The 21,945-nt window shown below is 58.3% G+C and carries 19 protein-coding genes; 8 read left to right on the top strand and 11 right to left on the bottom strand.

Annotated features, from left to right (window positions below; genetic code table 11):
* Position 1: 1 nt before the first annotated feature.
* Positions 2-1,102: an acyl-CoA dehydrogenase family protein gene (locus tag BN77_RS15480; protein ID WP_007533485.1), complete on the top strand. Its 1,101-nt coding sequence runs from the start codon at positions 2-4 to the stop codon at positions 1,100-1,102.
* Positions 1,103-1,105: 3 nt separating this feature from the next.
* On the opposite strand, the gene BN77_RS15475 is transcribed toward BN77_RS15480, so the two are convergent.
* The 4 genes from BN77_RS15475 to BN77_RS15460 form a co-directional block, all read right to left on the bottom strand.
* A complete protein-coding gene (locus BN77_RS15475; RefSeq protein WP_040677261.1) occupies positions 1,106-1,570 on the bottom strand; it encodes an RrF2 family transcriptional regulator in 465 nt (154 codons plus the stop codon).
* A 184-nt stretch (positions 1,571-1,754) separates the two neighbouring features.
* Positions 1,755-2,957: an adenylate/guanylate cyclase domain-containing protein gene (locus BN77_RS15470; RefSeq protein ID WP_007533481.1), complete on the bottom strand. Its 1,203-nt coding sequence runs from the start codon at positions 2,955-2,957 to the stop codon at positions 1,755-1,757.
* 36 nt (positions 2,958-2,993) lie between these two features.
* On the bottom strand, positions 2,994-4,613 hold the full coding sequence (locus BN77_RS15465; RefSeq protein ID WP_007533479.1) for an MDR family MFS transporter: 1,620 nt from the start codon (positions 4,611-4,613) through the stop codon (positions 2,994-2,996).
* Positions 4,614-4,724: 111 nt separating this feature from the next.
* Entirely contained in the window at positions 4,725-5,891 is a 1,167-nt protein-coding gene (locus tag BN77_RS15460; RefSeq protein WP_007533477.1) for an HlyD family secretion protein, read from the bottom strand.
* Between the two features lie 134 nt (positions 5,892-6,025).
* Between BN77_RS15460 and BN77_RS15455 the strand changes: the two genes are divergently transcribed.
* Positions 6,026-6,928, top strand: a complete 903-nt coding sequence (locus BN77_RS15455; RefSeq protein ID WP_007533475.1) for a LysR family transcriptional regulator — start codon at positions 6,026-6,028, stop codon at positions 6,926-6,928.
* Between the two features lie 9 nt (positions 6,929-6,937).
* Here the strand turns inward: BN77_RS15455 and BN77_RS15450 are convergent, their stop codons facing one another.
* From BN77_RS15450 to BN77_RS15440, 3 genes are all read right to left on the bottom strand, one after another.
* Entirely contained in the window at positions 6,938-7,198 is a 261-nt protein-coding gene (locus BN77_RS15450; protein WP_040677258.1) for a hypothetical protein, read from the bottom strand.
* Between the two features lie 48 nt (positions 7,199-7,246).
* Positions 7,247-7,456, bottom strand: a complete 210-nt coding sequence (locus BN77_RS15445; protein ID WP_007533470.1) for a hypothetical protein — start codon at positions 7,454-7,456, stop codon at positions 7,247-7,249.
* Between the two features lie 71 nt (positions 7,457-7,527).
* The gene (locus BN77_RS15440) at positions 7,528-9,576 is read right to left on the bottom strand and encodes an NAD(+) synthase (RefSeq protein ID WP_007533468.1); all 2,049 of its coding nucleotides are present in this window, start codon (positions 9,574-9,576) and stop codon (positions 7,528-7,530) included.
* 276 nt (positions 9,577-9,852) lie between these two features.
* Here BN77_RS15440 and BN77_RS15435 point away from each other — a divergent pair, with 276 nt between their 5' ends.
* Positions 9,853-10,896: a Rossmann-fold NAD(P)-binding domain-containing protein gene (locus BN77_RS15435; RefSeq protein WP_007533466.1), complete on the top strand. Its 1,044-nt coding sequence runs from the start codon at positions 9,853-9,855 to the stop codon at positions 10,894-10,896.
* A 395-nt stretch (positions 10,897-11,291) separates the two neighbouring features.
* On the top strand, positions 11,292-12,332 hold the full coding sequence (locus BN77_RS15430; protein WP_007533465.1) for a porin: 1,041 nt from the start codon (positions 11,292-11,294) through the stop codon (positions 12,330-12,332).
* Between the two features lie 166 nt (positions 12,333-12,498).
* Here BN77_RS15430 and BN77_RS15425 read toward each other — a convergent pair whose 3' ends face one another.
* Positions 12,499-12,993, bottom strand: a complete 495-nt coding sequence (locus tag BN77_RS15425) for an RrF2 family transcriptional regulator (RefSeq protein ID WP_007533463.1) — start codon at positions 12,991-12,993, stop codon at positions 12,499-12,501.
* Positions 12,994-13,289: 296 nt separating this feature from the next.
* Positions 13,290-14,318 carry a CorA family divalent cation transporter gene (locus tag BN77_RS15420; protein WP_040677819.1) on the bottom strand — a complete coding sequence of 343 codons (1,029 nt, stop codon included), beginning with the start codon at positions 14,316-14,318 and terminating at the stop codon, positions 13,290-13,292.
* 271 nt (positions 14,319-14,589) lie between these two features.
* On the opposite strand from BN77_RS15420, the gene BN77_RS15415 reads away from it, so the two are divergent.
* The 3 genes from BN77_RS15415 (at position 14,590) to BN77_RS15405 (ending at position 18,016) form a co-directional block, all read left to right on the top strand.
* Positions 14,590-15,498: a universal stress protein gene (locus BN77_RS15415; protein ID WP_007533458.1), complete on the top strand. Its 909-nt coding sequence runs from the start codon at positions 14,590-14,592 to the stop codon at positions 15,496-15,498.
* Positions 15,499-15,944: 446 nt separating this feature from the next.
* The gene (locus BN77_RS15410; RefSeq protein ID WP_007533453.1) at positions 15,945-16,682 is read left to right on the top strand and encodes a response regulator; all 738 of its coding nucleotides are present in this window, start codon (positions 15,945-15,947) and stop codon (positions 16,680-16,682) included.
* The gene (locus tag BN77_RS15405) at positions 16,682-18,016 is read left to right on the top strand and encodes a sensor histidine kinase (protein ID WP_007533452.1); all 1,335 of its coding nucleotides are present in this window, start codon (positions 16,682-16,684) and stop codon (positions 18,014-18,016) included. Before BN77_RS15410 ends, BN77_RS15405 begins: the two co-directional genes overlap by 1 nt.
* A gap of 120 nt (positions 18,017-18,136) precedes the next feature.
* Here BN77_RS15405 and BN77_RS15400 read toward each other — a convergent pair whose 3' ends face one another.
* The gene (locus tag BN77_RS15400) at positions 18,137-18,553 is read right to left on the bottom strand and encodes an organic hydroperoxide resistance protein (RefSeq protein WP_007533449.1); all 417 of its coding nucleotides are present in this window, start codon (positions 18,551-18,553) and stop codon (positions 18,137-18,139) included.
* A gap of 512 nt (positions 18,554-19,065) precedes the next feature.
* On the opposite strand from BN77_RS15400, the gene BN77_RS15395 reads away from it, so the two are divergent.
* A complete protein-coding gene (locus BN77_RS15395; protein ID WP_007533447.1) occupies positions 19,066-19,974 on the top strand; it encodes a DUF1003 domain-containing protein in 909 nt (302 codons plus the stop codon).
* Between the two features lie 190 nt (positions 19,975-20,164).
* Here the strand turns inward: BN77_RS15395 and BN77_RS15390 are convergent, their stop codons facing one another.
* Entirely contained in the window at positions 20,165-21,217 is a 1,053-nt protein-coding gene (locus tag BN77_RS15390) for an alpha/beta hydrolase (protein ID WP_007533446.1), read from the bottom strand.
* Positions 21,218-21,945: the final 728 nt, after the last annotated feature.

Raw genomic sequence — 21,945 nt, 5'->3', positions numbered from 1 at the left:
GATGGGAACCGTATCGCGGTTTCATGACCGGGCAAGACCCACCGCACACCGTATAGAAAGCGAGGAAGAGGCGATAGCGACCGCACGCCGCCTTGCGGCGAACTTCGCGCTACAGGCCAGCGAGCGAGATATCAATCGGGTCTTTCCTCGCGCGGAACTCGACGCTCTTTTTCAGTCGGGACTAACAGCGATCACAATTCCACAGGAGAACGAGGGGCTGGATATAGCCAACGCTCTTCTCGGCGAGATCGTCGCCATCATCGCTGAAGGCGATTCTTCGATTGCCGAGTGCCTTGAGCATCATTTCGCCGTACTCGAGCAGCTCCGGTACGACCCAAGCGAAGAGCGAAGAGATTTGCTCTTCGCTCGTGCGCTCGACGGCGATCACTTCACGGCGACGGCCTTCGGCACCGTGGGAGCTGCCAGTCCACTTGGTGTCGCCTATGAATTGAAGGGGCGAAGCTTTCGGTCCCCTGGCCTCCTTTTCGCCGATTGGATCGTGGCCGACGCAATCGATGCCGAGAGCGAGCGGGTTCGCTTCTATCTTGCCCGCAACAGCGAAGGCCTGCAAATCATCGATGACTGGGATGGTTTCGGGCAGAGGACGAACGGTGCCGGGACAGCGGTCGCACAGGGCGTCACCGGCGACGCAAAAGCCGCAAACGACGGTGAACCGCAACGTCACACAACGTCCTCGGCCCTGGCTGCCCTGCTCCATGCGGGCACAGACCTCGGCATTGCCCGTGCCGCTCTCGCCAATCTTCGGGAGTTGCCGCGCTCAGCCGGTATAGGCAAGCTTGCCTTCTCCGTGCAAGCGACTGCCGCGCTCGTAGAAAGTGCCGGCGTCAAGCTCGATTTTTCCCAGGTCGGCCCGTCTACGGGCACGATCAATGCCGCGTTCTTCTCTGCTTCCACCGCCAAGATCACCGCAAGCCGGACGGCTCTGGAAGTCGCCAACGCACTTTTCGAGCTTTCGGGAAGCGAAGCGACAAGTATCGGCCGGAATCTCGACCGACATTGGAGAAACGCACGCATTCGTGCGAATGATGCGGCCGTTGACGATCTCTACCGAGCGGCGGCAGCACACTATTTCGGCGGCTGACGCTCAATTAGCGACCGAGAGAGCCGTTTCCTCGTCGGGATCGTCCAGCTTGTTGCCGGATGCGACGAATTGCTCGAGCGTCATGTTGTCGAGAATGTCGGCAATCGCGTCCCGGACCTCGGTCATGGAGCGTCTCACCTGACAGTTTTCGGGATCGGAACAGTCATCGCAAGCCTCAAAAGCCGTACGGCTGGCACAACGGATAGGCGCCAAAGGACCATCAAGCGTACGGATGACATGGCCGATCCGTATTTCAGATGCCGGGCGCGACAATGAATAACCGCCACCCGGGCCCTTCTTCGAACGAAGAATGCCGACATTTCGCAATTCCAAGAGAATTGTATCGAGGAATTTCTTTGGAATGTTGTTGCGCGAAGCAACGTCGTTGATGAAGGCGGTTTCACCGGGCGCAAGCCGCGCAAGGTCAACCAGCGCCTTCAAACCATACTTTCCTTTTTTTGTCAGCATTTCTGTTGCCTTACGCCCCCAGTACTCCATCCCTATTATTCAGCAAATAGCGCCAAAACCGTGAACACACAACAAATAGCTATTATTTATATAGTTTATATTCGCCTCCACTTTTCCATAGACATATCGGCGCCTGCGCCCGATTTCACGGCGCGATGGTCCTTTCGCGCAATCGCTAAAAGGCTCACGATTCCAGCAAGCAGAAGAGCTCTACCTTCTGCGAGAACCCCTTGAGCGCGTGCCACCCGGCCGAGACGGCTTCGGCGCGCGCCTGTTTGCGAAATCGGCCTGACATCAAGAGCGGGACGCGCAAGTCTCCGCACGCCGTCTGGATGCGGCTGACCAGGTTCACATCGGGGCCGATCAAGGTGAAGTCGAGGCGACGGCCGGAGCCGATATTGCCGTAGCTGACTTTTCCATGGTGCAGGGCAATGCCGACATTGAGAGCAGTATCCTCGAACTCCGACCGATCAATCTCATGCAAAATGCTCTTGGCGGCCATCAATGCAGAAGCGCTGCTGCGAGCCGGATCATATCCAGGAAAGAACGCAAGGACGGCATCCCCCATGAATTTCAAAACTTCGCCGCCTTCCCGCGTGATAGCGGGAATGACCTTGTCGAAGTAAGCGTTGAGCAGCTCGAGGACGCTATTGCTTGGCAGCCTGTTCGAGATCTCCGTGAAGCCACGCAGATCGCAAAGCAAAAGCGCCGCCTCAATCGATTCGATCTCACCTTGCCGGACTCGCCCGGCAAGGATGCGCTGCGCCGTCAGCGGACCGATATAGGTATCGAGCAGACTGAGCTCGACTTGACGCATCACCCGCAATTCACAGGTGTTGCGCAACGCCGGTAGGATCCGCTCGAGCACCTGGATTTCGGCAGGCGTAAAGCCGCCTGGCCGCCGGGTGCCGAAGGCCGCAGCACTCACCGGCCCGTGAGCATTGCAAAGGGGGGCGATCATCAACTGCACGAGCCCGCGGCCTGCAAAGATGTCAATATCCTGCCAGCGCCCATGCATGCTCTCGCCCAGCCCGACAACGAGCAGCTCGCGGCGATCCATCACCTTGCGCAACGGACTGCTGGCAAAGGTCTGGCGCGCGCTGTGTTCGCGATCGTGAATCTCGACAGGGTCGCCGGGAGCCCAGGCGAGTGTGCGGCCGATAAGTTCCGGATGAAGCGTCATGAGATGAAGTGTCAAGCGATCGACGGGCAGCCCCAGTAGCAGCAGACGGCGGCCGAGGGTGGAAATCAGGCCGGGCTCATCAAGTGCGTGGCACTCATCGCCGGAGAGCCACTCAATCAGCGACAACAGTGCGTTTGTACTGGCCGCGACGCGATCCATTTTTGAAGGGCGCGCCTCCGTTTCGATACGGTGGAAGCGTTTCATTACGTTTCTCCTTTATGGCGGAGCGAGTACGAGACGCTAGTGAGCGCCACCCCCGGACAGATGACCCGGCTTCCTCAGCAATAGGGCTGCGAGCAGTGCGACGAGCAAAGCGGCACCGAGCACGAAGAATGTGTCGCTGAAGGCCATGATGTTGGCTTGCCGGCGCAGCTTGAGCGCGATTGCAAAGACGGCCTTATTTGTGGCAACGGCCCGATCGCTGAGGCCGTGGCTCATGAAGTACCCGGTCAGTTTTGCTAAACGATCCCGAGTGGCTTCCTCGAACAATGAGACCGAATTCGTGAGGACGCTGGAATGGAATTGCTCGCGCTTAGTCAGAAAGGTCTGCAGGCCTGCGATGCCGACGGCACCCCCGAGATTTCGCATCATGTTGAACAGCGCCGATGCAGAGCCTGCATTTTCCTGCTCGATGCCTGCTGTTGCGACGGCCGAGAGCGGCGCGAAGACAAGCGCCTGCCCAACGGCGCGGACAACATTTGGCCAGAAGAGCTGGTCGCTCGCATAGTTGGCGGTCATGTAGACATTCATGAAGTTCGAAGCCGCAAACAGCGCAAAACCGACGGCGATCAGCAAACGAACGTCAAAACGCTTCATCAGACGGGGCACCAGCGGAATCAACAGCAGCTGCGGAATGCCCGTCCAGGCAAGGACCATACCGATTTGCTCGGAATTGTAGTCCTGGATGCGCGACAGATAGATCGGAAGAACGAAGGCAGATCCATAAAGGGCGATCCCGAGCAGAACATTCGCCACAATGCCAAAGCCGAAATTGCGACGGGCGAGAAGCCTGAGGTTCAGCAGCGGATGAGCCGTCTTCAGCTCGATAATGAGAAACAGGGTCAACGAGACGACGGCGATGATCGACAGTCGGACAATGAAATCCGATCCGAACCAATCCTCTTTGTTCCCCTCCTCCAACACCGTCTGCAGGGCGGCAAGGCCGATTGCCATGGTGATGATGCCCGGCCAATCGCCCTTGGCGAGCAAGCCTGGTTTCATCGGAGTGCGATCGAGCGACGCCCAGAGCATTCCAATCATGAGCAAACCGGGAACCAGATTGACGTAGAAGATGAACTCCCAGCCGTAGTTCTCCGTCAGATACCCGCCGATGGTGGGGCCAATGGCGGGAGCAAACGTCGCCGAGAGGGCGAAGAGCGCCAGGCCGATCGGCTGCTTGGGCTTCGGCAGCAGCGTGATGATAATGGTGAAAGCCATGGGGATCAGCACACCGCCGGCAAAGCCCTGGACAGCACGCAGCACGATCATCTGCTGGAGGTCCGATGCAAAAGCGCAGGCGACCGAGAACGCGAGGAACAAAACGGCGTTGGTTAGGAGATACCTGCGGACGGAAAAGACTTGAGCGAGCCAACCACTGAGAGGAATAACCACGATCTCAGCGATAAGATAGGACGTCGAAATCCAGCCGCCGTCGTCCTTGCCCGCGCCGATCGCGCCCTGGATATCCGCAAGCGAAGCATTGACGATCTGGATATTGAGGACAGCCATGAATGCGCCAAGCGTCGAACCGACGACTGCGCTCCAGATTCGAACGGCGCTCATCGCGGCCGCAGGCTTCTGAGCCACGGCGTCCCCAGGAGGCTGGCTCGAATTGTTGGCGACAATCTGAAGTGTAGCCACGACGTCTCTCCTTCGGGCCATACGGAAACGATCTCATGACGAGGGTTCGGCGGATAATTCGGGAACGGAGGGAAGGATCAGTCAGTCAGGCTGAAATCGTTCCCGCGACACCTACCTGAAGGCAGCTTTCGTATCGATCTCAGGCTCGACGGACATTCCGGCGCGAAGCAACCCGCTCACTCCCTCGTCGTCGATGACGATCTTGATCGGTATGCGCTGAACGATCTTGGTAAAATTGCCGGTCGCATTATCGGGAGGCAGCAGCGAAAACTCCAATCCGCTCGCCGGCGAAATGCTGTCGACATGGCCCTTGATTTTCACGTCGGGGAAACTGTCTACCTTTACCTCGACCGGTTGACCGGCACGAACATGAGTGACCTGCGTTTCCTTGAAATTAGCGACGACATAGGCGGAATGCAGCGGCACGATGGCCATCAGCTGCGTCCCGGAGGTTACGAATTGTCCGGTTCGAATGGTGCGGGCGCCGACCGTGCCGTCGACCGGAGCGATGATTTGGGTGTAAGCCAGGTTGAGTTCGGCCTGATGCTGGGCGGCGGCAGCGCGGTCGCGCTGCGCGACAGCCTGGTCGCGCTGTGTCTGAAGGACGGGAACCTTCTTTTCCGCGGCAACCAGTGCGGCCTGGTCTCGCTCAAGCGCTGCCTGCGCCTGATCGCGAAGCGATTGGCTCTGCTCTGCCCGCGATTGGGTGCCGGCGCCGTTGGTGATTAGCCGTTGCGACCGGGCTGCATCGGAACGGGCGAAATCCAGCATCGCCTGTGATGCATCGATCGTCGCCTTCGCCTGGCCTATGATCGATTGCTGCAGTTCGATCTGCGCATCGAGATTGGTGATGGCTGCGGTCGCGGCCTTCACGTCGGCCTTGGCCTGGGACAAGGCTGCTTGATGGTCGCGATCATCGATCTTGGCAAGCACCTGCCCAGCCTTGACTGCATCGTTGTCTCCGACAATGACTTCGGCGACATAACCCGAAACCTTCGGTGCGACGGTCGTATAATCGGCCTTCACATAGGCATCGTCGGTGGATTCAATGTAGCGGCCGACGGTCCAATAGTGATGGCCATAGTCGACTGCAAAGGCGGCGCCGGCAACCAGCGCAGCAGCAATGATCGTCGGCTTGACGATCTTGCGGCTGTTCTTGCCGCTGGCTTCGACGGCAACTGCGACATCCGCAGCCGGTGCAACGGGGGCTTCGGCGTCCTTTGCGACCTCGACGTCGCCGGCGACCTCGAACGCTTCCTTGCGGGGTAATTCGACCATTGTCCTTCTCCAGAGACTGCCTCGCCACACGAGGCCAATTCGACGAGATGGACAATGCACCGTCACGCATCTACTGATAATCTGCTTAGATCGGGAAGGATCATCAACTCAGAGCGGATAATCGGAGAACCCCAATGGACCGGTTGACGAGCCTCGCAGTCTTTGGCCGCGTCGTGGAATGTGGCGGCTTTTCAGCGGCCGCACGCCGTCTCAACATGTCGGTAACGATGGTCGGCAACCACGTGCAGTCCCTCGAGGACAGGCTCGGAGTGAGGCTGCTCAACCGCACGACACGCAAGGTCAGCCTTACGGAAACCGGCAAATACTACTACGAACGCTCCGCTCAGATCCTGGCTGACCTCGAGGAAGCCGATGGCGTCGCCGGAGCGATGAGTTCGACACCGCGCGGCACGCTCAAGGTCTACACGAGCGCGGCGATCGTTCGCTTTCTGCTGCCCGTGGTCAGCGAATTTCTTGAGCTTTACCCTTCGGTCGCCCTCGACTTGAGTGTAGGGGAACGGATGATCGATATGATTGAGGAAGGGTGTGACCTCGTGATCCGCACCGTGCCGCCGCCAGATTCGAGCCTTATCGTCAGAAAGCTGACACCGTGGAGGCACATCCTCGTATGTTCACCGAACTATCTTGAGAACCATCCCAGGCCGCGGGTGCCAGCCGATTTGGTCAACCACAACTGCCTTCAGTATGCCTACTACCCCTACGGAGACGAGTGGCGCTTCGAAGGTGAAGACGGCGCCCAGGTGAGCGTAAAGATTAGCGGCAACATCGTATCTAACAGCGCCGAGACGCTGCGGCACCTCACAACGACCGGTCAGGGTATCTTCCTGGCACCGAGTTTCGTAGTATTCGATGATATTGCCTCGGGAGGCTTCGTTCGAATGATGACTGACTATCGTGCCGTCGAGTTCAGCATTAACGCCATCTACCCAAACCGAAATCACCTGCCCACGAAAGTTCGCCTGTTCATCGATCTCCTCGGGGAGCGCTTCGCGGAGCATCGAAAATGGATGACGTAAGGCCGTCGCTCAGTTCGTGTTTTGCGTCGGCGGTGGCGCGACGCTAGGGCTGCTGGCTCCGGCAGGTACTCTTGGTGCGGGGCTTGTGCCGCCGCCTGTCCAGACACTGAACGCCAAGACGACCATGGCCACCACGAAAGCGACGGCGCCCAGCAACGCCCAGACGGAAAGGCTACGCCCTTCCTTGGACAGGGCCTTTTCCTGGGCTTCATAGCCAGTGTGCCGATCGATGGAGTGATCGTCGGGCGTATTGTCGTTGGCGATCATCATTGCACCTCAGCAATGAAACGCGGCCGGTGTCCAGCAAGTTCCAGGAGATCAGATCAGAGGATCGCGGCCTTGCGCGACGCTAAGGTTCAGTTCGCGGGCGATGTCCTCCGCATCCTTCTTGCTGAGGCCGACGAATTCCCTTCCGTTCGTTGCTGCCGGCAACGAGGTCAGAGTATCGATAATCGTCCACCCTCCACGCCGTCCCTGACGGACCTCGTAGCGGGGGAGATCTTCAGATGGGCAAGGTTCATCCGTCACGTTTCACCGCTCCCTCTGTTCCCCTCGATCATATCTGCGCCAATGCAGCGCTTTTGCAAGGTGCCCCATGCCTAGCCCTTTGAATCCGGAACATTGGCTTTCAATTCCTTTAGCCATATCCGTGCGTTACCATCGGACGGCGCACGCCAATCGCCACGCGGAGACAGCGAACCACCCGAGGTCACTTTCGGGCCATTCGGCGATGCAGACCGCTTGAACTGGCTGATTGTGAAGAAGCGGAAGAGGAAAACCTCCATCCAGTGCTTGATGACAGGCAGATCGAAACTGCGGCGCTTCTCGGCGGGGAAATGTGGCGGCCAGACGCCCGTCTCGGCGTCCCGCCAGGCGTTGTAGGCAAGGAAAGCGATTTTCGAAGGGCGAAGGCCAAAACGCGTGGTGTAATAGAGCGCGAAGTCGTGCAGATCGTACGGCCCGATCTTGTCCTCCGTACTCTGCATGATGCCGTTCTCATCGGCGGGAACCAATTCGGGTGAAATCAGCGTGCCAAGAATGCTCTCCAATGTCGCGCTCGCTTCCGCATCGAAATCACCGGAACGGATCACCCAGCGAATCAGATGCTGGATCAGTGTCTTCGGCACCGATGCATTGACGTTATAGTGGCTCATCTGGTCGCCGACCCCATAGGTCGACCAGCCGAGGCCGATTTCTGAAAGGTCTCCAGTTCCGAGCACCAGGGCATTGTGCTGGTTCGCCGCACGGAACAGGAAGTCCGTGCGCAGACCGGCCTGGACGTTTTCGAAAGTCGTATCGTAGACCGGCTTGCCGCCTGCAAACGGATGTTTCAAATCCTTGAGCAGTTGCAGGGCCAACGGTCTGATGTCCACTTCGTCGGCCGTTACACCCAAGCTGCGCATCAGCGCCCAGGCGTTCGACTTGGTGGCGTCGCCCGTGGCAAATCCCGGCATGGTGAAGCAAAGAATGTCAGAGCGCGGCCAGCCGAGTTGGTCGAAAGCACGTGCAGCAACAAGCAGCGCGTGGGTGGAGTCAAGACCGCCCGAAATGCCAATGCACAGCCGCTTGATGCCGGTCGAGCGCAGCCGCTTCATCAGCCCCTGCACCTGGATGTTGAATGTTTCATAGCAATCCTGATCGAGGCGGCTTTCATCAGCCGGCACGAAGGGGAAACGTGCAACATCTCGTTTGAAGCCTATGTCGCCCTTCGGCTTCTTGAACTGGAATGCTACCCGCCGGAATTCGTGATCGGCGGCATTGAGCGTCGCCGCATCGTTGAATGTACCGGTCCGCAAGCGCTCAAGTCGCATTCTTTCGAGATCGATGTCCGCCACGCACATCTGCGACGAGGTTGGGAAACGGTCGGTTTCAGCAAGCAGGCTGCCGAGCTCATAGATGCAGGCCTGACCGTCCCATGCGAGGTCCGTCGTCGATTCGCCCGGGCCTGCCGCCGAATAGACATAGGCCGACAGGCTGCGGGCTGACTGCGCCGAGCACAGCAGCTTGCGAGTGTCGGCCTTTCCGACCGTTATGTTGCTGGCCGAAAGATTAGCGAGGATCAATGCGCCCGCGAGTGCGCCGAAATCGCTCGGTGGCGCCGGTGCCCAGAGATCTTCGCAGATCTCGATATGGAAGACGAAATCGTCCATATCCTGTGCGGCAAAGATGAGGTCCGTGCCGAAGGGCACCTTCTCCCCGGCCACCCGAATGCTTTCGCCACGGACGCTTCGTCCGGACGCAAACCAGCGCTTCTCGTAGAACTCCCGATAGTTCGGGAGGTGCATCTTTGGAACGACACCGAGAACACGGCCGGAGTGAATGGCAACGGCGCAGTTGTAGAGCCGCCCACCGTTCTGCAGCGGCGCGCCAACAAGAAGTACCGGCGTCAGATCTCGGCTTGCCCGGACAATCTCGGCGATTGCAGCATCCACGCCCTTGAGAAGCGCGTCCTGCCCCAACAGGTCGTCGATCGCGTAGCTGGAGATGCCGAGTTCGGGGAAGACCATGAGACCAACGCCCTCGGCATGTCCCTGGCGGGCCAGCTCCAATGTTGCCTGCGCGTTAAAGTCTGGATCGCCGATTTCGCAGTTCGGCGTGCAGGCCGCGACGCGGACAAAACCTTGATCATAAATCGAATAGAAATTCACCAATGCCTCCAGCAGCCAAGCGCCTGATGATTGACCATTACATCCAAATACCTCTGGGCAAAACCTGATCTCGCAGGACAGTCAGCCTTATTCGACATCGCTCATACAAGCTGTAAATAGTATCGTTTAAAATGAATGACTTATCGGCAGTTGCGGCAATGCTGAAATCCGCAAAGCCGCACAAAATAAAACTACCAAACTGTCATAAAACTATGGAAGAGACCGCCTATATCGCTGGCGCGCCACATTTCGATTTACCTCTCGTCAGAGCGATGAATGCCCAACCTTATCCGCGTCCGTGCCGGGCTGCTTCGGGAAACCCACCCCGGTGAGCGTCGGGTTGCATTGACGCCGCAGGATGTGCGGCGCCTTTCCAAGCGTATGGTGATTTGGTTCGAGCGTGGCTGCGGCGTCGGCGCGGGCCACGCGGACGAGGCCTACGTCGCCGCCGGCGCTGAGCCAGCCGAATTTGCTGATATGGTGTCCTCTTCGGATATATTTGTCAGTGTGCGACAGCCTGTATCCGCGCGGGTTTTTCCAGCGACGGCGGTTCTCGTCTTCCTAGGTTCGAATGCACCTCAGGACACCCGCCCTTGCCCCAGAAAACAACCACTCCATCTCGACATCGCCCGGCTTTCTAAAGTGCTCGGCCACAAGGGCGCTGATATCGCATCGGGACAGGCAGCGATCACCGGCCATGCCGCCATCCTCGAGGGCGCCAGACAGCTCGGCATTTTGCATCCGATGCTTACGGTGGATGGTAGCGTCGTGCGACCGGTAAGAATGGCGGCGCTGGGCAGCGACGCAGCAAGCCTGCAGGCACTGGCGACCGCGCGTCGACTCGGAGCGCTTACCTACGGCTTCGGCCTCGGAAAGGATGCGCAAGCAAAGATCGAACGGCTCGGCGCCAGACTTTTCAGTTCGGTTGAAGCGATTATACCATCCTCGGAGCGAGAGCTGGTGCTACTTCGCCAAGAGCTTTCTGGTCCCTTGTCGCAGATGCAAGTGATCACGACGAACGTTGCAAATCCCGGTCAAACTGCCCCTGTGTTGATTGATGAGGATATGCTTTCGCGGCTCGGCCCGGGAACCGTCATCATCGATCTTGCCAGCGAAAATGGAGGCAATTGTGCTCTGACGCGCGCCGACGAAACCGTCGATATCTTCGGCGTTCGAATTATCGGCTCCACGACGCTTGCAAGCCACGAGGCTGCCGAGGCAAGCCGGCACTTCAGTGACGGGCTGACAAATCTGCTTGAATGCCTGATCGACGTACATGGCATTTTCAGGCTCGATCTAGGCATTCAGCCGCGCTCTTGAATGACGTGAGTCCAGTGAGGAGCATTTCACCATGAGTGGGGAATCGGCTGAAGAAAGGATGAGCGCAGCAGCCCCATAAATGCTGCATCGCAGCAATACTATCCGGATACATCTACTACAAAAACGTGCGTAGTAACAATAAGTTATATCCTGCGGTAGCAGACAATGCCTGCGTCAAAAATCGACAGTTGCCTTTGCGCAACACCCATATTTCGCTTTGCAGCAAAACCGAATTACGACTGCATCTATCATTGATACATTAATTCGAAAATGTAATTTGGCGCCGCGGGACGTACCGCGTTTCCCGCAAGGGCTTGTACGAAACATTTTGGGGTAGGTAGAGCCGGTTTTCGGCGGTGATGACCTGTGCCCAATCGACAAAGATTGGACTGAAAATGAACATTAAGATGATCCTTATGAGCTCGGCGGCAGCTTTGGCCGCCATCTCGAGCGCCCAGGCCGCCGACGCCATCGTAGCTGCCGAGCCAGAGCCGGTTGAATATGTCCGCGTTTGCGACGCATATGGCAGCGGCTACTTTTACATCCCGGGCACGGAGACCTGCCTAAAGATCAGCGGTTACATCCGTTTCCAGGTTAACGCCGGCCCGGCCGCCAGTGCGACCAAGGGCAACGGCGCGAATGTCGCCAATGACTCTGACTGGGACGCATACACCCGTGGTCAGGTTCAGTTTACCGCAAAGAGCGACACTGAATACGGCCCGCTCACCGGTGTTATAGTCCTGCAGACGAATGCCGACAATGCTTCCTCGCAGTCTGCTGTGCTTGACTCGGCATACATCGACATTGCTGGCTTCCGTGCCGGTCTGTTCTACAGCTGGTGGGACGATGGTCTCTCGGGCGAAACGGACGACGTCGGCAGCAAGGTTACGCTGCACAACTCCATTCGTTACCAGTACGAAGCAGACAACTTCTACGCTGGCATCAGCGTCGATGAGCTGGAAGATGGCTACTACAGCACCGGCGAAAACCCGAACAATGTTGGCATAGCAATCGGCGTTGGCGGCAAGGCAGGTATATTCACCTACCAGATCACGGCTGGCTACGACACCGACAACGAAGAAGGCGCGGTTCGCGCCATGGGTACCGTTGCCATCGGCCCGGGCACCCTCGGCCTCGCAGGCGTCTACTCCAGCGGCCCGAACTCCTACTACCAGACCGCTGAATGGGTTATCGCTGCTGAATACGCCATCAAGGCAACCGACAAGCTGAAGATCACCCCCGGTGTCCAATACTACGGCAACTACGGTATCACCGCTGGCGACTTTGACGACAACAACGATGCCTGGAAGGTTGGTTTGACGGTGGACTATCAGATCGTCGACAACCTCTACGCCAAGGCGACCGTCAACTACCTCGACCCGGATAAGGGCGATGACGTAACGACAGGCTTCTTCCGCCTCCAGCGCGCGTTCTAATAAAAACCGGCGCCGCGTTTCCGCCTCTCTTCGTGGCTAAAATCGCGAAGAGTGGCAGCGCCGCGCCGCGCTGGATTAATAGTTTCTGATCAGATTGACCTCCGATCAGTTACGAGGAGTGGCTCGGGTTTCCTGCCCGGCCGCTCCTTTCGTTTTGAGGATGATGCTATCCGGCAGCGTGGCGGTCACGCGCAAGGCTGGCATCCGCCGGCTGCAGGTGGCTGGCAGACTTCTGCGCCTCGAGGCGCCGGAGTTCCGTTATGCTGTCTTCGATGGTCACCGAACCGAGCATGTCGACAACGGCCTGCTCGGCTCGATTGCAAAGAAACTCCGAAAGATCGCCGATATTCTCGCCCACAAGCCCCTCGTGTGGAATATCGTGCCGCGTCGCCCAGATCTTCTTGTCACCGGTCACCGCGCCGTAGATCTGGCTGAGCAATATCCGGTCTCGCGGTCGCGCCAGGCGGATACCGCCCTTGCCCCCCTGGGCGGTGGCGAGTATGCCACTTTCATTGAGCGGCAGCAGCAGCTTGCGGACAAAGCTAGCACTTGTATCGAGCCCTAGCGCAAGCGACTGGCTTGTGGTGCGTTGATTTGCCTCTTCGTTGACAGCCACACTGATGACAATCTGTAAAGCGGTCGAAAAGCGTGTGTCGATCATGCTGAGCCGGAGCCTTGCGTGTGAAGCCGGAAACCACAGATATTTACCGGGCAAATCCATTGTCAAGAACGCACGGTTTAAATCACGGCGACTTTATCGAAACCTCGGGTTAAGGTGCGTCCTCCAGCAGCACGGCATACTCAGAGAATGCCTCAACAAACCCGGCAGTGGCTTTCACCTCGCACGCGACAAGCGCCCGCACGGTTAAGGCCTCAAACGGGACCAGAGGCGACAGTCTTTGCTACTGCTTCGCCGCGAACTGATTGGCTGGAAATTGCGGGGCGGTCGATTGCCGTCTAAAGCCAGCCGATCCGCCGAAGGACCCAGAGTGTCGCAACGGAGGTCACTGTCACGAACACGACAATGATGACGAATGCCCAGGTGTCGTTGACTCCAGGAATGCCCCCGACGTTCATGCCGAACAAGCCAGCCACCACGCTCGGAGGTAAAAGCAGGGCCGCCAATGCCGCCAGTCGGTTGGAGTTACGCGCGATGCGCTCGCTGATCACAGTTGAGAGGTCGTCGTGGAGGATACTGGTGCGGTCTCGGATAGCGTCGAGATATTCGATGAAGCGCATCAGCTTGTCGATGACCTCGCGCATCCGCAGCTTGTCGCGCTCCAGGAGCCATGGCGCGTCGTCATGCTCAATACGGTTCAACGCATCGCGTTGCGGCGCAAGATAGCGGCGAAGCTGAACGGAACGCCGGCGCAGCAGCTTGAGGCGCTCACGCACCTCGCCTGCCTCGCCGTGAAAAATCATTTCGTCTAGCTCGTCCACTTCCTCGTCCATTGCATCGAGCACGGGCTCCAGGTCGCGCACAAGTTTGTCGCCAATCAGCGCCAATAGGTCTCCGGTGCGATGCGGTCCCTTGCCTTTCTCGAGCGCCAGGCGAATGTCGCGAAGCGCGGTGATGTAATGACCGCTGTCACGCAGCGAAATGACCTTGTTGGCGTCGACCCACATGTGAAGCGGCACGAGATCAATATCGGTGTGCTTCTCCGGCTCTTCGTCCGGGGCAGTGGCGCACACGCCGCGAAGAATAATCAGCAGGCCATCATCGACCGGTTCGACGCGTGGCCGGGTCTCTTCCTCAAGAAGGGCTTCCGTCACGAAGCTATCGAGGCTGCTTTGCCTATTGACCCAATCGGCCGCCGCCGCATGGTCCCGCTCGAAATGTAGCCAGAGTATCCCGTCTTCAGGCTTCCATTGCTGGGCCCGTGCGAGGTCCAACTGTTTGCAACCACCACACCTGTCCAAGATCAGCGCGAAGCGCAATCCGGGCTCCGCGCCGTAACTCAGCTTAGAGGCAACTGGCATCTCCATCATGCACCGCGTAAAGCCAGAGAAACACGAAAATGCAGCCCACGCAAAAGCTTGGCAGGAAGATTCTAGCAGCTCACGATCGACGCGCAAGATCATCGAAATGAGCACTCGCCATCATGATCCAATCACCGGGATCGACAACAGCGCGTGGAGACGAAGTCGGCCTCGAAAAATAGATGCCTTCGCTCCAAGTGACAATTCAAACGCCACGCATATTAGAGTATGCTTTTATTGAAAATCGCGTGGGGCCAATCCAGAAGGGAGGGCCATCTTGATCACCACGACTACCAATGACCACAACTGGGCGCAAAGGGGGTTCGGCGGGCCCGACCCGGGTGCTGCCCCGCGCAACGTCCGTGATCTCACCAGCCAAGCCGATATTGTCGCACTTCTGCCGGATCCGGCCTCCGCGCAGTCCTGCCTCGATCTGGCCGACGACGCAGCCGACGCCGTTCACGACCGTATCGCTGCCGTCCATATTGGTGCCGACCCGCTCGCGATGCTTGTCTCGGCCGAGGAAATCGAATTGCAGATGCTCCGGGACCTGGAGGAGGGTTCGACACACGAGCGATTCGAACGCGTCAAGCGGCTCTTCGACGAGTGGAAACTCGGCGCCCCCCATCGGCAGAGCCTGATGCTCGGCGATTTCCAGGGCGATCTTCGCCGCTGCGTCACCAATGTCTGTCGCAACGCGTCGCTTGTCGTGACACCCTACAAGGGCAATCTCGATGCACGCGATGTCTTCCACAACGTTCTCTTTTATGAGGGCAAGCTCGTACTCGTACCACCGGCCAGTGGTTATCGCGGACGACTACTGGACCACGTTCTGATCGGCTGGAAGCCGCATGAGCATTCACGGAGGACAATGGTCGCCGCGAGGCGCTGGCTCGTTGCTGCTAACCGTATCACCGTTCTCTGCGTCGACGACATGCCGAGCAGGCACTATGAGACTACCGCGCGGGAAATCTGCCGTCATCTGGGAGTCGAGGCCGAGATCGTCGTAACCTCCTCAGCAGGCCGCTCGGTCGGCAACACCATCCTCGATTTTGGCACATCGGTAAATGCCTCGTGCATCCTGATCGGCGCGTTCAAGCATGGTTATCTCCTCGAACTGCTTCTTGGCCGCGTTACCTATCGCCTTCTGTCCCACGCCAATGTTCCCCTGCTGATGAGCCATTGACGGCCCGCCAGTACGTTATCCGGCAGAACTTCGAGGTTTTTAGAGGGTAATGCGAGCAATCGCAGCTCTCGCGTCGTTGCGAATATCCAAGGGATACAGTGCAGCCGTGTCATTCCCTCATTTTGCGCACCGAGCTTGCGCCGACCCCGGCTCAAACGGAGGAAACGACGGAGCCACATACAGGTCGATAGTTAAAGGTGACGATTCACCAGTGGGGCACCAGGCTCTCCGCAACGCTGCGCTCGACAGCAAAACCTGGATCGACTTTCGCCATCGTACGCCCGCTCTCAATGCATTGGTAATCGGGATAGCCTATTGAGGTACGGACTTGTATCGCAATGTAATCTAAAGCGCCGCGGATACGGCAACATGCAAACCTGCATGCCGCAAACATATGGCGGATACATCACGGACGTCACTAGCAGTGCGAGATTGGAGATCGCGCGATGGAGCACATCGACCATATCCTGATCGTCGATGACGATCGCGAAATAAGGGAACTTATATCGAGTTACCTACAGAAGAATGGCCTGCGCGTCACCGCGGCTGCGGACGGGCGGCACATGCGCTCCTTCCTTGAAACAAACTCGGTCGATCTCATCATCCTGGATGTGATGATGCCCGGCGACGACGGCCTCGTTCTTAGCCGCGAGTTGCGTGCCGGCCGACACAAGGCCATTCCCATCATCATGCTGACGGCCCGCATCGATGAGATGGACCGCATCATCGGTCTCGAGATGGGTGCGGACGACTACCTGGCCAAACCGTTTTCGGCGCGCGAATTGTTGGCCCGCATCAAGGCTGTGCTTCGGCGCACCCGGATGCTGCCGCCCAATCTGCAAATATCGGAGGCCGGTCAGTTGCTGAGCTTCGGCCAGTGGAAACTGGACACAACGGCACGCCACCTCATCGATTCCAACGGAACGGTGATTGCGCTTAGCGGCGCCGAATATCGCCTGCTGCGCGTCTTCATCGACCACCCCCAGCGCGTTCTCAACCGCGACCAGCTTCTCAACCTGACGCAGGGCCGCGACGCGGAGCTTTTCGATCGGTCGATAGACCTTCTGGTCAGCCGCGTCCGCCAGCGTCTCGGAGACGACGCCCGAGAGCCGACCTACATCAAGACCGTCCGAAGCGAAGGGTATGTCTTTTCCATGCCGATCGAGATCACCGAGGCCCGCTGATGGCGACGCGCGCCCTTCTGAAAGGATTTCGTCTATGGCCGCGCACCCTCGGAGCGCGGTTATTTCTTATTCTGCTTGCCGGTCTGGCGATTGCGCATGCCATGTCGTTCACAGTGCTGTTTTTCGAGCGCTATACGGCTGCCAAGTCGATGATGTTCAACACGCTCGAAAATGACGTCTCGACTTCGATCGCAATCCTCGATCGGCTCCCACCGGCCGAGCGCCCGGATTGGCTCGATCGACTCGATCGGGGAAGCTACAGGTTTGTTCTGGGGCGGGGCCTGTCTGGAACACCAGCGCTCGACGCGCGCGGTGCCGAAATTGCCTCCAAGGTGCGGGCGGCAATCGGGCCGAAATATCCGATCACGGTCGAAACGATCCCCGGTCCGAATTTTCGCCTTCAGGCGCATATCGCTCTGAGCGATGGCACACCCTTGACGATTGACGTCAATCCGACTGGCGTCATGCCTCTCGCCGACTGGCTGCCGTACGTGCTCGTCGCACAACTGGCTTTGCTGGTGCTCTGCAGCTGGTTTGCCGTGCGCCAGGCCATTCGCCCGCTCGTCAATCTCGCAAGGGCCGCTGACAACCTCGATCCGAATCTGAAGACTCCTCGCCTCAGCGAGACAGGACCAAGCGAAGTCGCCTATGCCGCAACCGCCTTCAACGCAATGCGCGAGCGCATCGCCCACTATCTCGAGGAGCGCGTGCAGATACTCGCGGCCATATCGCATGATCTTCAAACACCGATCACACGGATGAAGCTCAGGGTGGAAATGGCCGACGATCTCGATGACAGAGACAAATTGATGCGGGATCTCGGCGAGATCGAGCGTCTCGTCAAGGAAGGCGTCGCCTACGCTCGCAGTGCCCATGGCAATGTCGAGAAGGCCTCCCGCATCGATCTTTCTTCCTTCATCGAAAGCCTTGTCTACGATTACCAGGACACCGGCGAGGAGGTTGCGATAACAGAGATGGACGGCGGTGCGATCATGACGCGGCCGCATGCCCTGAGGCGCATTCTGACAAATCTGATCGACAATGCGTTGAAGTTCGGCGGACGCGCCGAGATCGAAGTGGAACGTCGCGCCGACGAGGCGACCGTCATCAGGGTGATGGATCGTGGGCCCGGTATTCCCGACGACCAGCTGGAAGCCGTCCTCAAGCCCTTCTTTCGCCTTGAGCAGTCGCGTAATCGCGACACCGGCGGAACAGGGCTTGGCCTTGCCATTGCCGTACAGCTAGCCGCGGCGATCGGTGGATCGCTGACGCTTCGCAATCGCGACGGCGGCGGCATTGTGGCAGAGATGACCATTGTTCAAGCCATGGCCTGAAATATGCGCCATCATTGCTCCAACATAGAAAAAAGCGGCAGCGGTCAGCTGGGCAGCCGTTAGCTGCCGCTCTTCAACGCCATACCCAATCTGACGGGGAGGACCGTTTTTCTTATCTCGTCAGACGAGATTTATGGTGACGTTGATATTAGCGCGCGTTGCCTTGGAATATGGGCAGGTTTGATGTGCAGCATCGACAATAGCCCGCGCAGTTTCGTGATCGATGCCTGGAAGTTTCACGTAGAGGCGCGCCTGTAGGGAATAGCCACCGGTGCTGCCGCAGAGGTCCACTTCGGTGTCAACGGCGAGGTCGGTCGGAAGCGCAACCTTCAGGCTGCTGGCGGCAAAGCCCATTGCACCGATGAAGCAGGCCGACCAGCCAGCGGCGAAAAGCTGCTCGGGGTTTGTCCCCTGCCCCGTACTGCCCGGCGGGGACAGCTTGACGTCAAGGCGACCGTCGGAACTATGCGATGCGCCGTCACGGCCGCCGGTCGTGTGGGTCTTACCGGTGTAGAGGACTTTCAGATTCTCGCTCATAGTGCTCTTCCTTTCGACAGAATGGACACAGTCGGAGCCTGATTGCCCGTGTCGAAGCACAGATGGCGCGACGGACGTATCCGGAGTGTTTCGCTGAAGCGCTGAAATGTAGACAAATTCCGTCTGAGGTTCTGGCGATACAATAAGATACGAGCCGGAACTGATGCCTGGCCGGCAAATCGTGACACGCACTGGATATGGAACCCTGCGCAACGCTGAAACGCTCCACGCCGGATCAAGAATCCAGAGGCCAACAACCAAACACTTCTCGGCTGCTTTCCAGGAGCAGTCATGGCGCGCTGCATGCCCTCGCCATTCCTGCCATTGCCGAACAATCGAAAACGAATATCGCAAAAAGCCATCACTTTTCGTCTCCAAAGGCGGGTTGCGGAGGTCCTTTCGGCCTCAGCCAAAACAACCATCAGGCTCGCAAATTTGCGAGGAGATGAGTGTCACAATCCTGTTCGATTTGATGGCTAGAGGGGCGGAAAATCGGGAACGAGGATCAGCAGATGGCAGAAGAGAAACCCCTGGATTTTGCAGGAGAAATCGTCGACTTCGACGCCGGGCACGGAGAGGCCGCCACCGTTGAGATGGATGACTATACCAAGAGCCTGGCTCAGGCGAAGGCAAAGTCAGTCAAGTTGGTGGACGCGATCACGGGCGCCACACTGAAGAAGAAGGACGCCATCCATTTTGACGATATGCGCCCCTCGCTCGCAGATTTTATGCGGCAGAAGCACCCTGGCCTCCGTTCGGACGACTACATCAGCCGCAAGGTGGTCGATGATTACCGCGGCCAGTACATTGCCGAATTGTTGCGCGACGAACGAGGAGAGCTCTCCAACTTGGAGGACGAAGTCGTCGAGAGCCTGAAGAGCCACGACACGCTCGCCGAAAACATTGAGGAGGACTACGAGGAACACCGTTCAATCGGCGATCGTGTCGCAGATGTCGTCGCTGCTTTCGGTGGAAGCTGGACCTTCATCATCTCTTTCTGCATGTTCCTCGCCGTCTGGATGGGTATCAACCTGGCGCTTGGCGAAAAGGATGCTTTCGACGTCTATCCCTTCATTCTGCTGAACCTTATCCTTTCGACAATTGCCGCCCTGCAGGCGCCGATCATCATGATGAGCCAACGCCGCCAGGAATCAAAGGATCGGTTGCGGGCGCTCAACGACTATAAGGTCAATCTCAAGGCCGAATTGGAAATTCGCCACCTCCATGAAAAGGTCGATCATCTGTTGAATCGACAGTGGGAACGATTGACCGAGATTCAGCAGATCCAGATTGAAATGATGCTGGAACAGGCCAAGGCCGCCAATCGCGCACTAAAGATGAGCAAGGCACAAAAAACCAAAACCAATGCGCTCAAGAACCTCTTCAGCACGACGCCCAAGGCGGAAGAGACCGACGAATAAGTAAAGTAGCTGGTCCAGCCCAGACGGGGTGCCGCACCATCGAACACCTGAAAGAGCAGCCCATGAATGGCTTAGACCGGCAGGCCGAAATCTGCAGTTTGTAGCATGCGCTATCTATACTGCAGAATTCAAACCAGCCGACATCAGAGGACGTCGCGGCCAACCGCCACGCTGTCGCCCGTAAAAACGATCAAAAGCGATCGACGTCGACCACTGCCTGCGCAAAGGATTGCGGAGCCTCCTGAGGCAGGTTGTGGCCGATGCCTCCGGTGATCAGCCGATGCTCATATTTGCCCGAGAATTTCTTCGCATAGACCTCCGGCTGCGGATGAGGCGCACCATTGGCGTCGCCTTCCAGCGTAATCGTCGGGACTCCAATCACCGGGAATTTTGAAAGTCGCGCCTCGAGCTCATCGTACTTCCGCTCGCCATCAGCCGCGCTGATACGCCAACGGTAGTTGTGGATGGTGATATCGACGTGATCGGCGTTATCGAAGGCGGCGGCGCTACGGTTGAAGGTCGCGTCGTCGAAATTCCATCTTGGGGATGCAAGCTGCCAGATCAGCTTCGCGAATTCGCTGCGGTATTGCTGATAGCCTTCGCGACCGCGTTCGGTCGCAAAATAGAACTGATACCACCAGGCAAGCTCAGCCTTCGGCGGCAGTGGCGCCTTGTTGGCTTCCTGGCTGCCGATGAGATAGCCGCTGACGGAAACTAGCGCCTTGCAGCGCTCGGGCCACAGAGCGGCAATAATGTCGGCCGTCCGGGCTCCCCAGTCACAGCCGCCTATCAACGCCTTCTCGATCTTGAGCGCATCCATGAGCGCGACGATATCCGCGGCAATGGCGGACTGCTGGCCGTTGCGCATCGTTTTGTCGGAAAGGAACCGCGTCGTACCGTAGCCGCGCAGATAGGGCACGATGACGCGATAGCCGACTGCAGCGAGCAACGGAGCAACATCGACGTAGGTATGGATGTCGTAGGGCCAACCATGCAGGAGAATGACCGCAGGCGCGTCGCTTGCCCCAAGTTCGGCATAGCCGACGTTCAACACCCCAGCATCGATCTGCTTGATTGTGCCGAACGAGGTTTTCGTGCCTGGCGCGATGGTGGGAATACGGACAGCGGCAGGTGTCGCCGCCTGGGCAAAGCTCGTTCCAATGCCCCCGAGTTGTGCGGCCGCGACGGTCAGCGCCGCTACGCCCATGAATCGCCGCCGTTGTTGATCGACTTCCTCTACCATCGCTACTCTCCGGGCTGTGTTAAAGACACCGCTATAAAACATGATCCATGTGTATCGTTTGTGTGTCCGTCGGCTGGAAATGAAAGCCAATGTAGACACATCTGTTGAGAGATACATTGGCATACATTACGCTGTCTTTGTCCGCGCCAAGGGGCAACCCACGACAACCAGCCAGCGGCTGACCATTGCGGATCCCCCACAAGCGACCCGATGCGCAGAAACCTGAGCGGTGTCCGCATTCGCCCTGCACTGCACCCGAGTGTCGACCAGACCTCGAACGGTCTTAAGAAGCCAGCAGCCGGATTGATTAAGCCTCAAAGACCCTCAGGTCCCGAGGGCCAGAGGGGACCAGCGGCACATGCAGAGATCTTCCGGAGTCTCGTCGTATTCGCTGCAAACGGGGCCACTGACCGAGCGAGGCTAACCCGCATCAGCCATTAATCGCTTGCGGGACGCATCTACCGCCTTTAGTCCGAGGCGGATCGAGGCGCGGCTCCGTTCCGCAACATCCTCGGCTCCAATGCCGATCGGTCCTCGGTGGGCAGTCGCCCCGCGGCGGAAGAAGCGGATGGATGTCTTCAGCGATCGTCAGGGTACCTGTCCGCGCAAAGGCGCGATCTTCGCGCTTGCCGCAGGAGTAGTGGCTCAGGGCAACGCTCGTCGAAATATTCGATGATGGCGAGCTCTGCGCCCTGCGGGCTGACCAGCAGAGCCGATTATGTCACGCT

This window comes from Rhizobium mesoamericanum STM3625, assembly GCF_000312665.1.
In the GTDB taxonomy this organism is placed as follows: Bacteria; Pseudomonadota; Alphaproteobacteria; order Rhizobiales; family Rhizobiaceae; genus Rhizobium; species Rhizobium mesoamericanum.
Note: the sequence above shows the minus strand (reverse complement) of the source record. Positions and strands in the feature narration are given on the sequence as shown.

Excerpts from the sequence above, each read along its gene's own strand:
- BN77_RS15460 (WP_007533477.1), bottom strand. The coding sequence starts at position 5,891 with ATGGTCGAATTACCCCGCAAGGAAGCGTTCGAGGTCGCCGGCGACGTC.
- BN77_RS15395 (WP_007533447.1), top strand. The coding sequence starts at position 19,066 with ATGGCAGAAGAGAAACCCCTGGATTTTGCAGGAGAAATCGTCGACTTC.
- BN77_RS15405 (WP_007533452.1), top strand. The coding sequence starts at position 16,682 with ATGGCGACGCGCGCCCTTCTGAAAGGATTTCGTCTATGGCCGCGCACC.
- BN77_RS15425 (WP_007533463.1), bottom strand. The coding sequence starts at position 12,993 with ATGATCGACACACGCTTTTCGACCGCTTTACAGATTGTCATCAGTGTG.
- BN77_RS15480 (WP_007533485.1), top strand. The coding sequence starts at position 2 with ATGGGAACCGTATCGCGGTTTCATGACCGGGCAAGACCCACCGCACAC.
- BN77_RS15435 (WP_007533466.1), top strand. The coding sequence starts at position 9,853 with ATGCCCAACCTTATCCGCGTCCGTGCCGGGCTGCTTCGGGAAACCCAC.
- BN77_RS15470 (WP_007533481.1), bottom strand. The coding sequence starts at position 2,957 with ATGAAACGCTTCCACCGTATCGAAACGGAGGCGCGCCCTTCAAAAATG.
- BN77_RS15410 (WP_007533453.1), top strand. The coding sequence starts at position 15,945 with ATGGAGCACATCGACCATATCCTGATCGTCGATGACGATCGCGAAATA.
- BN77_RS15390 (WP_007533446.1), bottom strand. The coding sequence starts at position 21,217 with ATGGTAGAGGAAGTCGATCAACAACGGCGGCGATTCATGGGCGTAGCG.
- BN77_RS15420 (WP_040677819.1), bottom strand. The coding sequence starts at position 14,318 with ATGGAGATGCCAGTTGCCTCTAAGCTGAGTTACGGCGCGGAGCCCGGA.
- BN77_RS15475 (WP_040677261.1), bottom strand. The coding sequence starts at position 1,570 with ATGCTGACAAAAAAAGGAAAGTATGGTTTGAAGGCGCTGGTTGACCTT.
- BN77_RS15450 (WP_040677258.1), bottom strand. The coding sequence starts at position 7,198 with ATGATGATCGCCAACGACAATACGCCCGACGATCACTCCATCGATCGG.
- BN77_RS15455 (WP_007533475.1), top strand. The coding sequence starts at position 6,026 with ATGGACCGGTTGACGAGCCTCGCAGTCTTTGGCCGCGTCGTGGAATGT.
- BN77_RS15430 (WP_007533465.1), top strand. The coding sequence starts at position 11,292 with ATGAACATTAAGATGATCCTTATGAGCTCGGCGGCAGCTTTGGCCGCC.
- BN77_RS15400 (WP_007533449.1), bottom strand. The coding sequence starts at position 18,553 with ATGAGCGAGAATCTGAAAGTCCTCTACACCGGTAAGACCCACACGACC.